This window comes from Nostoc sp. WHI (genome assembly GCF_015714725.1).
Taxonomy (GTDB): Bacteria; Cyanobacteriota; Cyanobacteriia; order Cyanobacteriales; family Nostocaceae; genus Nostoc.
Genome location: NZ_WBKM01000206.1, coordinates 1 through 13,105, shown reverse-complemented (window position 1 = coordinate 13,105; position 13,105 = coordinate 1). Strand labels below are relative to the sequence as shown.

Genomic DNA, 13,105 nt, shown 5'->3' with positions numbered 1-13,105 from the left:
ACGCACCCTACAATTAAATCCAAGATCCTAAGCCACTACACTCACAGAGAAAGTGAAATCGTTTGCTGTGAGGCTAGTTGATGTAATTCCAAGTAATGAAACCAATTCAGTATTTCCAGTTTTCACCAGACTGTCACTACCCTGTTGTAATAGCGTTAGAGCGCTAAACTGAGTGATGCCAATACCACCTAGCCCAATCACGTCAATGCCGATCGCAAAATCAGTCACGATGTTCTTGCTAGTTGGTAGACTGCCATTAGCAATCCAGAATTGGTCAGCACCAGTACCACCATTCAGGCGATCGCCACCTCCTTGACCAGCAAATAGCACATCATCACCATCGCCACCAAACAACGAGTCATTGATATTAGAGAAGAGTTTGTCATCCCCAGAACCACCGTAAAGACGGTTATTGCTGCCGTTACTGGTAAGGGTATCGTTACCTGAGCCACCGAAGAATAATTGGCGAGAACCTTCAACTACTGTGAGAGTATCATCACCTGCTGCTCCAAACAAATTGTTACTACCACTAGCTTCCACCACGACAATCAGATCATCACCATTGCCACCATCGGCACTGGTCTTTTCAGCAGGGCTGTTTTGACCAATAAATATCTGATCATCACCGTTATTCCCGGATACTGAGGAGTCACTACCTGCAAGCACCGTGTCATCACCGTTCCCGGCAATGATTGTGTTACCTTCAGTAGCTTCTACAAAGTCTGCTCCGTCACCTGCAAAGAACAATTCTCCTGGCTGAACTGTAACATTATCGTCGTTGCTAGAACCAAAGCTGTTTGGGAAAGGAGGCTCTACAACTTGCAGGTTATTGGGTAGTTCAAGAATACCGAGTTTTTCAGCAGCCGTATTGCCCGTAACGTTGAAGTCGTTGTCGTTAATTAAAGCTAGAGTGTTCGGTGCTACTAATGCCAGACCTTCTAATTTTTCGACTCCGGTGTAACCCAACTCAGCAGCATTAGCAATCAAACTTTTGGTCACAAGGGTAATATTTGCAGCAGCTAACTCCGCAGAGGTCAGTTGTTCAATAGTCTTACCCGCTGGTAAGGTAAAGTTAGCCGGGTTGTTGATGTTGGTCGCCCCAGCTAAATCAATTTGGTAAATCAGTTTATTGCCAGCAGATGTACCATTGTCATCTCGCTCAACGATCGCAAATTTGCCGTTACCCAATGAGACTGCATCGCCAATTTTGTCGGTTAACGGTAGACCTTCCAGGCGATATAAATACTCTCCTATTACCTGCTTGGTGACAATGTTAAACTCCAGAATTCGCAGGTTGAAAGAACCCCTAGAAGTCGCGTCATTGGCAACATCTGGATTATCGATCGCACTCTGAATAAAGGCATATAATTTATTACCTTCCAGCGCCACAGCTTCAAATCCTCGGTTATTGCGGCGTTGGGCATAAACTGCTGGCAATGCCTCAGTGCCAAAAGTTCCTGCTGGTTGATCTGGGCTGGGTGCGATCGCAGTTCCTTCAGGGATAAAGCGGTCAATCAGTTTACCATTAACATCAAAGTGGTAAATTGCCGGACGATACTCATCTACCATCCAGTAGTCACCATTTTCTGCAATTACAATTCCCTCTAAATCAGCACCCAAAGGATCGTTAGCTAGGACATTGTTATCTAAGTCAACGGCAATTTCATCTGTGTAGGCTGTGCCATTTGCTCCTGCTTGCAAATTAGGCAGTCCCGTTAATGGCGTTGTTCCATCTTGGCGGAATAATCCTGTTCTCTTAGTAATGCCGATTTCGCCTGTGGTGCGGTTAAGTTCAAAGCTGACTATTTCTGGCTGGAAGTCGGGCAAGAAAAATGGTCTGTTAGCGCCAACGGGTTCACCATTGGGGCCTCGGTCTGTGTGGGTAACAAACTTTAGGTTGCCATTTGCTGCAAACCCTTGGAAATACAACCCAGAAAAACCACCCAAGAAAATATCTTGATTTTCAGAGGTCGTACCTAACTTGGGTAGGTTTTCAAATTCATAGATAGTCAGCCTGGGTTGAGCCACTGGATTGCGTGGATCGTAACTTGTGGTGTCGATATCTAAAGAATTGGGGAAGGCATTGGCAATATTTTCCCACGGCACCAGCTTGAAGTTAGAACTGATGTTTTCTGCTTCATCTCCATCGGTAACTATTGTGGCAGGTTCATTGGAACCATCTTGAGTGACAAACAAACCAAATGGGAAGTTAGGCCCCAGTGGCACGTTAATTACCTCTGCACCGTCTGACTCTTGTACGCTGTCAATTGCCCCATTGTTACCAACGGCAAAGTTACCCACATATTCGTTGTTGCCTTCACGAGTGTAAGCAACAAAGGTGTTGTCGCCTTGGCTGGATGCTAGCAAGTAGCCTGTGCCATTTTTGCCGTAATAAATGGTCAGTCCTTCTACGTCGTCGGTGAGGTGAATACCGCCCAAATCTTTGACTTGATCAATCAACTTGCCAGTGGTGCCACCGTTTGGTTCTGCTTGGAACTTCCAAATGCCCACATTTTCCTGTCCGATGTAGAGGAAGCCAGTTTCCTGGTCTACTACCATACCCTCTGTTTGCGGATCGCGTTCGCCAATTGTCGGTACAGTAAATTCTCGTACTCGTTCAGCCCCAATTTTGCCGTTACCGTTGTCAATCAATTTGAACTGAGCTATATCTCCAGTTTCTCGGCGACTGGTAAAGACATAATAATCATTAGTGATGGGGCTACGGTATAAGGCAAGTCCGTAAGAACTGCGAGTTGATGCGGAATAAGGAGGTTCAAAAGGTGCTGCTTGGAAGATAGTACCAATATTGCTATCAGTGATATCTTCTAGATATTGTCCGGGGGTGTTGGGGTTAATTTTGAAGATTGCTAGTTTATCATTACCGCGATCGCTAGCTACGGCAATATCTATGGATTGATTGCCTAATTTAAAACCGTATTGCAGGTCAATATTGTTGTAGCGAATGCCACCCGGATTAACTGTTTGCAACAAATTACCAGACAAGTCATAAACCCGCAGTCCGGCATTTTTCACTGAGGTTAATACTAGGCTATCAGCAGAATTTGTGGCATTAACATAGACAGCAGGATCATCAGCGTCGGCACGTTGATCGACTGGGAGTGTCTCATCATCCAACAAATCGGGGCGAGTTTCTACCGTGGGTGCAACAGTGGGAACTAAGTCTGCGCCCAAAGTGAGGATTTGGGTAAATTGACTTTGGTTGAAGTTGTTGTCACTCACTAGCACAATCGACTGACGACCATCTGCTAGTTTAGGGCCAAAGGTGATGCCTTCGATGTTATCGGTAGGCAGCTCCAGGTCATTTAAATTCAACACCAAACGTTTTTGAGCAGGTGCGATCGCTGCTAGTTGCTCAGTACTCAGATTATTGAGAGAATCGTAAAAGCTAATGTCTGTTGCACCTTGCAAAGAAACTTCGTAGATTTTGATGGTGTTGCCTACACCTTGTGCAAAGGAACGCTCCAAGGCCAGCAAGGTGCCTCGGTTGTCGATCGCTAGTAAATCCACCAAACCATTATCAGCGAAGCCTGTGCTGGGATTGGGCGATTCGGGAATCGCATCGGTGATGTAGAGGTATTCTTTTTCTGGCTGTCCAGTGACCAAATTATATTGTAAAATCCGGGAAGGGCTGCCACTGGTTAGTGAAGCTCTTAATCCATCTTGGGAAAGGGCGTTTTCAGTGGCGGTGAATAGAGTTTTCTGGTCAGGTGAGATGGTCAGGCTTTCAAATCCCAAATTATTGTAAACGCCTGATGTCTGCGTATCACCTGTATTGACAATACTATCGCCGTTAGTATCCTCAATTAGTGGCAGGAATTTGCTGGGGACAAGTAGCGATGCCTGCGGCGGGCTAAGCCTACGCACTTCTTGCCCTGTGGTCAGCGAAAACTCTTTAATAAAGGGATCGCTAACACGACCTGCACCAAGATTAGCTTCACCCTCTGAAGAGATGAAAACAGTGCCATTGTTAGTTAAAGCAATGCCTTCAGGATCGAGAGTGTTAATTGCAAAAAAGTTGCCAGTGCTATCTTTCAGGGGGGTGACATTGGTAAAAGTCACCTGGGTATCGGCAGTGAAAGTATAAAAGCGGGCGGGGGCATTCACAGAGCGATCGTCTGAGATGGCGTAGTAGCGGTTATTAACAGCATCGTATGTAACACCAGATAATCCACCCACAGGAGTCTGTACCCCATCCACAATTCCCGCCACGCCAGCAGGAATGAAGCCAGTAACGAAGGTAGTTTCTGCTAGAAATCCAACACTGGGAATAGTTTTACCTGGTTCCGTTGCTCCAGTTTGCACATCTGCAAATACTAGGCGATGGTCAGAACTAGGGAAGGGAAAAGTACCGACTGGGGAGAATGTTGGGTCAGTATTCAGCGGCCAAAATACTCCTGAATTGGCAATTGTCAAATCAGCCGAGGGTAGTACGTAATCAGCCCGCAGATTTCCAGGAGTAGTATCAGCAAAGTCTGCGGTGTCAAAAGCCGGATTACCCGTGTGGTTAGCGTTAGCACCACCCTGCAAAGCTGCTTGTTGGGGGCCACCAAGACTGGTAGGGATTACATTAGTATTGATCCCAGGATTTTGCAACAGTTGGTGAATAGCATTGTCAAAACTATCACCATCTAATGGGTCAGCATTTTGGTCGCCCATAATCACAAAGCTTGACCCAGCATTAATACCACCATTTTTACCCCCATCATCATAGATGTAATCACCTTTACCAGGGGTAATATAGTCTGCCCAAAAGCGGATCTCGTCGTGGTTGCGCTTACCGTTGCGGTCTTCTGGGCCATCAAATACTGGTGGTGTGGGGTGGCTAACAAGGGCATGAATTGTCTCACCGTTCACTTGGATAGGTACATCCCAGTGACTTTTAGAAGAAAGGCGGAGAACTGCTAGTTCATCCTCAGAATACCAATCATTTGCCTGTGGTGTCGCGGTGTCATCGGGAAGTAAGGCATTGGGCATATCCTTCCAGAGGAAGTTTTGGAAGGTGCGGATGTTGGCAGTGTCAATGGGATATTTGGACAGCAGCAACATTCCGAATTGACCAGGGAAACTCCCGAATCCGAAAGCATCATCGCCATATCCGGCTGCGCCTGGGGTTGTTACCACTGCGCCGTTGTTGTTCAAGTCAAACCCGGAGGCAATACCAGTGTTGGAAGGGGCGATGTAAAAATAGGGATAGTCAACGGCAGCTGCACCATTTTGACTCACGGCTAAGTAATTTTGCCGGAATAGCTGAACTGCCTCTGGGGAGTAGTCAAACTCATTAATTAGAAGTACATCCGGGTTATTGCGCTGGATGATTTCCGCAACAGCTTTTGCCTGAGCATTACCCTGGGTAGATAAATCGGTTACTAATTGACCTTCAGCGTTGCGGTTTAGGGAAGCATTGAACTGAGAAAAACGAATTGTGCCTGTAGTTACCATAGTTAATGAAGTAGATTCCAAATATTAGACTGGTTTGAAAATTGAAAGTAGCGAGCAGGGAATTGAAAAGCCTTTATTTAACATGAGTTCGATAGTTGGAATTTGACTTCTCTCCTCCGAGGAGAAAGGCTTAAAACTAGATTATTTTGTTGCTCCTCGATCTCCTCCCAAGGGCTACGGTGTACACACAAGTCTCTTGGTTTGCATCTTTGTTGCATTGACTTGCATCTTTGTTGCATTGGCTTGCATCTTTGTTGCATTGGCTTGCATCTTTGTTGCATTGGCTTGCATCTTTGTTGCATTGGCTTGCATCTTTGTTGCATTGGCTTGCACCTTTGTTGCATTCAATACGGTTCAGTTAAGGGCTACTGGTACAAAATTTTGGGTTTTTGAGACGCGATAAATCGCCGTCTCTACAAATGTTTTCGTCTTATCTGAACTGTATTGTTGTTGCATTGACTTGCAAAAATTAATCTACTTTATGTTATGCAGTCACTCTAAAAGATTTGTGTGTACACGGTAGCTCGCAGAGGAGTGAGAGGTCTGTTGAACTCACGTTTATTTAAAACTCTTACTCTCTGCGTGAGCCAAACGATCGCCCTCAAGTTTCCTTAAGGGCGATCGCTTAAATTTACCGATTAAACAAAAACGAAACGAGTATCTGTTGCCAAGTTGCTAGTGAGGGTTAACCCGTCTTGCACAACAGCAATCAATTCCGTTCCATTGTTGGTGAAAATGCCCACATCAAATCTATCGGGAGACACAGCTAATGCAGATCCTAGCGAGTAATTGCTAGCAACTCCCTTGAGTTCAATCTTATCGGTTGCTTGCAAGTTGACAATATTGGCGTAGTCGCTATTGCTGGAACTGGCATAGAAAACTGAAGTTGCATCACCCAAGACGTAAGTATCTGCACCCTGCTCGCCGTTGAGTTGGTCGATTTCGTTGGTGCCACCTCCCCAACCAATTAGGCGGTCATTGCCACTACCGCCAAAAAGTCTGTCATTGCCAAGTCCACCTAAGAGCGTGTCATTGCCAAGTCCACCTAAGAGCGTGTCATTGCCAAGTCCACCTAAGAGCGTGTCATCCTCACTGCCCCCAGAAAGTCTGTCATTGCCGCCCTTGCCATCAAGGTAATCATTACCTGCTCCACCGTCGATTATCTCACTGTTAGTAGTGCCTATGACGCGATCGTTGCCAGCTAGAGCATTGACTCTGTTTAAACCATTAAGTTGGTCGATAAAGATAATGTCGTTGCCAGATGTCGCTCTGTTATTGGCAACAGTCAGGTCAAAGGTATCGCTAACATTACCACCTTGGCCATCAGCAGCGGTAACTGTGACTGCAAAAATACCTGTTTGGGGGATAGTGCCGGATATCACACCTGTATTAGCGGCGATACTAGATCCAGTGGGTAAACCCGTAGCACTGTAGCTGAGGGTGTCATTTTGGTCGACGTCAGCAAATTTGTTGCTGACATTGAAAGAGAAGGAATTGTTAGTGGAGATGATTTGATCGTCAAGGGGTTGCACCGTGGGAGCATCATTGACACCTGTAACGCTGACGTTAACAGTAGCAGTAGACTGCAATCCTTGGGTGTCGGCGATCGTATAAGTAAAGCGATCAGTTCCAGTCTGTCCTACAGATAAAGAGTTAAAACTTGAGGCAGTGTAAGTCAGGTTTTGAGTGTTCTGGTTAAAGAAGACTGTCCCTGTTGTGCCTGTAGTGTTAACAGCAATGATGTTTCTAGCGTCTCCAGCATCGGGGTCGGTATCGTTACTCAGTAAGCTGAGATAGAGATTAGATGTAGTTGCGTCTTCGGCAACGCTGACTGCATCATTTACGCCTGTAGGTGCTTCATTGAGATCATTAACTTGGATAGTTAACACCTTGTCTACAAAAAGTCCACCATTATCGGTGCTGCGTACCCGAATGCTGTAAGAAGATTTTGTTTCAAAGTCCGGGGAAGCCTTGATTTGCAAGCTATCGCCTGCGATCGCAAAGGCAGTGTTATCAGTAGCACCAGTTCCAGCAACTAAGCTGTAAGTGAAAGTGTTGCCTGTGTCAGGGTCAGTAGTGGTAAATGTACTTATTACCGTATTGGCTGGAACATTTTCGTTGACACTGGTGGCATTCAATGCGATGTCTGTGGGAGCATCGTTTAAATTAAACCGAGCCAAACTAGGATCATGATCGCTATCCTGATCGGCAAACTCTGAGTTGACGTGAACTACATCATACCCATCCAGCTTACTAACCAAGTTGCTACTCGCTAAAATGTGGTCAAGGGTTTGAGCGTTACCTTCAAAGTTGTAGGTATAACGCTCGTTTGCTGGCAGAGTTTCAATTAAGGAAGTCAGTCCAGCGCTTTCTAGGGTGGTGACAGGGTTGGAAAACTCAAAATCATTCAAGTCACCCGCTACTATGACATTGGCATTGGGGTCGATCGCTAAAATACTCTCGACAAAGTTTTTTACTATGGTAGCTTGTTGCTGACGCTGCACTTCGCTACTGAGAATTGGCGGTTGATTCACGCCAAATAAGGGGTCGTCGCCACCTTTAGAATTGAAGTGGTTGCCAATTATATAAACAGTTTCACCGTTGAAAGTGAATTCACCAACTAACGGTTTGCGACTTCTATCAAAAGCAGTGTTGGTGGGGTCAATCAAACCAGGACTATCAGAAAGGGTGGGAACACCAGAGACATTGGTAACTGTGGTGCTAGAGGTGGAAGTACCACCGGGGCGATCTACAAAGTCAACACGAGCCGGATTAAATAAGAAGCCTACCCGGATATTTCCACCAGGTTCACCGCCATTAGTATCGTCTACTGGGTCAATTTGACGAAATTGATATGTGGGGCCACCAGCAGCAGCGATCGCAGCAATTAATGTGTTGTAGCTGACGCTGGCATCTACTACACTGTCATTAGTCGCTCCGTTATTGTCCTGAATTTCTTCCAGATTAATGATATCTGGCGATTTCAAATTAGTAACAATCAGGTTGGCAAGGTTGTTAAACTTGGTTGCACCATCATTTGGATCAAGGTTTTCGACGTTGAAGGTAGCAACTGTCAGTTGGTTGGTGGTAGGAGTTAAATTAGTGACTTCTCTTTCAAGGGTACTGTTCTGTACTACTGTGGGAGCAGTGGACACTAAAACTTCATAGTTACCAAAGTTGTAGTCAACTACACCAACAATATTGCTAAGTTGCGTACCAACATTCACCTGAGGTAGCACTAAAGCATTGTTGAGATCGTCTATTTGAATCCGCTCAGGATTGAAGTCTGAGGCACTAATTAGGCTACCGCCGCGAGCCGTGCGCCCAGTGGCGTTTACCCCGTTGTCTGCTAATACCCAAATTTCTTCTGATGTCCCAAAGTTTGCAGTAGGTGAAGTGGAGACTGGGTTATTGATCTGTACCAGCGTTGCTTCCAAGCTTTCGTAGAAGTCGATGCCATCTTGAGCAGGGTCAAAGGTGGTTGTTCCAGTTTCGATATTACCAGTAGTGTCGTTATCGATTACCGTTGTGGGGATGGTTCTGCCGCCATCACCTAGAATCGTGGCAGATGGTAACGCATTGCCAGTGGAAACGGTGACAATTGTAGGAGCAGTGATTTGTGTTTTAGTTAAATTATCGGCATTGCCGCCTGGACGAAACTCCGTGACTGTTCCACTGACTAATACGGAACTTCCGACGGATACGGTTGGTGCTACTGATCCTGTAAAAACGAAAATAGCATCAGAAGTGCGATCGTCGCTATCTGGGGTAGGATCTTGCAAGTAGAAACCGTTACTAGCCGTAACCGTTACAATTCCCGCTACATTGCTGACGGTCTGACCTGTCAAGGGTGAGATATGTCCCGCTCCCTGAATGTCGCTAATCTGAACTGATGGAGCTACAATGACATCGTTATCAGTGATGTTAGCAGTGATGGAAGCAATAGTAATACCGTTATAATTGGTATCTGTACTGCTTGCTGTGTGAATGATAGTGCCATTGTGATTTCCTTCTATTAAGGTATCATCAACAGCAGCCACACTTACTGCCTGCGCGATGTTCCAGTTGGCAGAGGTAAAGGTGAGGGTGGTTGGACTGGTTGTGGTTTGAGTGCCACCATTAATATTGATGGTAACATTTGCCGTTGGCTGGCTATTCAAGACCACTGTGTAAGAATCTGTTGCACCACCTTCAGTTACATCTGTGCTACCGCCAGATTGGGTAATAGTGACACCTTGTGCAGTAGGAGTAGCAGTAGTTGCAGTTAAGGAAAAATCATCGATCGCTAAACCATCATCAGCACCACTAGCATCCAAATCTTGCCAGCGCAGATAGAATGTTGCACCATTGGCAATATTCAGCCCAGAAATTGTTGTTGGTAAAATACTGGTAGAGTTAGCAGCAGCATTGCCATCAAGAGCGCCTATTGTACCAGATGTAGTGGGTGAACTAAAATCCAAAGAGTCAACATCTATCCAAGTGCCAGATGAGGTTGAGAGAGAAGTTGCATTTAAGCTGTATTGAAAATCTAAGCGATCAGTCCTGTTTAATGTACCCAATCGCCATTGTTCACCACGATAACTAACTGCTAATGAAGTAATTGTACTGCCTGTATTGTTTGTAAAACTTACCCCTATGGTGGGTACTAAAGTACCAGACCGCAATCCACCAAATGCTCTCTCTGTAGTAGTGCCAGATGACCCAAAGCTGTAGGTATCAGCCGCATTAGAGCTTCCAGTACCAGCAGTGTAACTTGTATTAACATTGGCACTTGTTCCAGTTTCCAAAAGCTCCCATCCAGTTGGCAGAATACTGGACGTTCCAGTACTCGCCAAGGTGTTAAAATTTTCAGTGTAAGTAGTCCCGGTGAAATTAATTGCTGCCATTTGTCTTTACCTTGAATGATTTCGTGAAAAATTTGTGTGTAGTTGTTTCTATTAAGAGTGCTTGAGGCACAGTGGTTATTTAACCAAACTGAGTGAGCATTTCTCTTTAAGCTTGTAGATAAGCTGCGAGCGCTTACTTATGTAAGTGCGATCGCCCTTGGAATTTGTCCAAAGTTAGTCGCACTTCTTGCCAGCCCAAAAAGGATGGCCACGCCCATCAGAGCGATCGCACCTAAATATCACATTTAACGCCGGACGTAAGTCTTCAAAGCTAAAGTAGTTGAGGTAAGTAGTTTCGTTTCCCAAGGTAGAAGCTTGGATACCAATGTCACACTGTCCCATCACTGGAGGTTAAGAACTTCCCAAACCTCCCACATTAAACTATCCCAGTTAGATTAAGGAACAGCTAGCAAGAGGTTAAAAGAAAAATAATTGCAAGTTTTTGGATGCTCTTGTCCCACAGCAATTATTTTCAGTTTTAATCCATCTGAAAATTCCTCAGCTAAAACACATCTAAAACTTTCATATCTAAATTTATTTCAGCAACCTATTTTGTTGATATTGTAAGATATAGAACATTAGTCGATTGTTCAAAATCGAGGATAAAAACTCGGTTTCTTTTAGTGCTTGTAAAGAAGATCCAAAATGATTTACTAGCTGTCCGTTCCTCATTATTTTGACATCTACTTTAATTTCTAAAACCTATGTCTGATAGGGGTTTTGACCTTGGTAGACAATTTTTCGTCTCCCTTTTTATTCACACTTTATAGTTCAAATGAACTACTAAGTTGCGATCGCATAGGCGATGCCTGCGGCGGGCTATGCCTACGCAATTTTTGGAAAGCCTGAAACATCAATTCTGTCGTGAGTAAGAAAGAAAACTGAGGTCGAAATAAGCGAACGGACAGTACTAAGCCTAAAGAAACTAAGTTTTTGGTATTTTGGAACTGATACTGTAACTTACACAGTGTGCTGGGAAATAATATGAGCGAAGAAAAGTATAGAGAGCCATCAACAGGTACACTCAAAAATGAACGCAGTAATCATTTACAAAATGCACAAGGTCATTTGCGTTCAGTAGTAATAATCGCAAGAAAGTTTAAGGAGAATAATTATGATATAAATCAAATTACATATAGAGACGTTGGGCAACTACTTACCCTAGCGGATAAGTGTTCAGATACATTGAGAAAATACATCAATCTCAGAAACTACATGAATAAAGATCCAATGGTCAAACACATTAATACTGATCTGGCAAAGAGCCAGTCCTATACTACATTTGACCAGGAAAGAGATTGGCTAAATAAATTTGACAACTCTTGCGTAGTAAGCTACGACGCTTTCATCAATAACCAAATTAAAATCAACCTGCCATCACTACAAGACCTTGATACAAAGATAATAACGTTTAGGAGTGAATTTGGTCGTACATTTGATCGTAATAATTTTGATTATCAACTAATCAAAGAAAGATTTCAGGAATATTTAAATGGAGTTTTGCAAATTGCAAGTGGTACTGTCCTAGTTTGTGAAGAGGGACTGAGATACTATAATTCTAGTTCAAAGTTTCAAACTAGAAGCATCTGGTTGGGTTCAAGAATGTTTCTCAATGGAGCAAACAACCTTTTAAAAATAGGTGGTTCGGAACAATCACTAATAAGTTAAAAGGTTCATTATACATTAAGATTAAGTTCGTTTAAGATTTTTGAACAGCGATCGTAGCAATCCTATTTGATTTTTGAAAAAACTTAGTACATCTCTACCTTCCTCTTTTACTGTTAAAAGTTCTCTATTCGCTGTCCTTTACCTATAAAAGTAGCTTCAGGAATCAAATCGGATTGCTATATAGCAATCCTAAATGAGTCGTGAAAAATATAAATAAGGAAACGAACCGCCAAGAACGCCAAGGACACAAAGGGAAGAAAGAAGAAAGAGATATAGAATTTTCACAAATGATTTAGGACTGCTATATATATCTTTTAAGTAGCAGTACAAAGGGAGAAACGTCTTTGTTTAATCGTTGGCGCTTACTAATTGCAGGAGTCGCCTTAGGCTCTGTAATTACTGCTGGAATATCTTTAGTCTCTCCAGTTTTAGCAAGCAAAAGTTGGGCATGGAAATGGGCTGACTGGACTGGAATTGGAGAAGACACAATCAAAAAAAAGAGCACAGAGAGAAAAGGTGGAGAAAATGGTTCCATTGAAAAGGTTACTTTCACTGATGAAGATCAGTCTGGAAAAACACTTTGGGATTTTCTAGAACTATTAGCAGTTCCATTTCTGCTTTTGTGTCTAGGTAATCAACTTCAGCACAAAGATAAAGAAGTAGCAGACATAAATTTTCTCCGTGAGGAGGCACTACAAAGTTATCTAGACCGTGTATCAGATTTACTGATTAATAACAAAGTAAATACCCTAGAACCCAACGATCCTTTATTAGAACTGATAAAAAATATAATATATGCAAGAACGCTTACTACACTGCGTAGCCTTGACAAAGATGGAGAACGGAAAGGTATTATTATACGATTTCTAGTCGATGCAGAACTTATAAGTAACTGGGATTCTATTGAATTAAGCTTAAGCTATGCTAGTTTGAAAGGCGCTAAACTAAGCAGTATTCAACTAAGTCGTGTTCTCCTCAGTAATGCAGACCTCAGTAATGCAGACCTCAGTAATGCAGACCTCAGTAATGCCAACCTAATTAATGCCGACTTAACCGATGCCAACCTAATTAATGCCGACTTAACCGATGCC

6 protein-coding genes are annotated in these 13,105 nt (G+C 43.7%); 2 read left to right on the top strand and 4 right to left on the bottom strand.

The annotated features are described in order from the left end of the window. Window positions 1-27: 27 nt before the first annotated feature. From F8S12_RS20280 to F8S12_RS20265, 4 genes are all read right to left on the bottom strand, one after another. On the bottom strand, window positions 28-5,460 hold the full coding sequence (locus F8S12_RS20280) for a phytase (protein WP_196517884.1): 5,433 nt from the start codon (window positions 5,458-5,460) through the stop codon (window positions 28-30). Window positions 5,461-5,634: 174 nt separating this feature from the next. After that, the gene (locus tag F8S12_RS20275; protein ID WP_196517883.1) at window positions 5,635-5,808 is read right to left on the bottom strand and encodes a hypothetical protein; all 174 of its coding nucleotides are present in this window, start codon (window positions 5,806-5,808) and stop codon (window positions 5,635-5,637) included. A gap of 290 nt (window positions 5,809-6,098) precedes the next feature. Beyond that, entirely contained in the window at window positions 6,099-10,346 is a 4,248-nt protein-coding gene (locus F8S12_RS20270) for an Ig-like domain-containing protein (RefSeq protein ID WP_196517882.1), read from the bottom strand. 174 nt (window positions 10,347-10,520) lie between these two features. Further along, the gene (locus tag F8S12_RS20265; protein ID WP_196517881.1) at window positions 10,521-10,688 is read right to left on the bottom strand and encodes a hypothetical protein; all 168 of its coding nucleotides are present in this window, start codon (window positions 10,686-10,688) and stop codon (window positions 10,521-10,523) included. A gap of 642 nt (window positions 10,689-11,330) precedes the next feature. Here F8S12_RS20265 and F8S12_RS20260 point away from each other — a divergent pair. Together F8S12_RS20260 and F8S12_RS40780 are read left to right on the top strand one after the other, a co-directional pair. Next, window positions 11,331-12,014: a hypothetical protein gene (locus F8S12_RS20260; protein WP_196517880.1), complete on the top strand. Its 684-nt coding sequence runs from the start codon at window positions 11,331-11,333 to the stop codon at window positions 12,012-12,014. A 344-nt stretch (window positions 12,015-12,358) separates the two neighbouring features. Continuing rightward, the coding region (locus F8S12_RS40780; protein ID WP_230968150.1) for a pentapeptide repeat-containing protein at window positions 12,359-13,105 on the top strand (747 nt) is incomplete at its 3' end.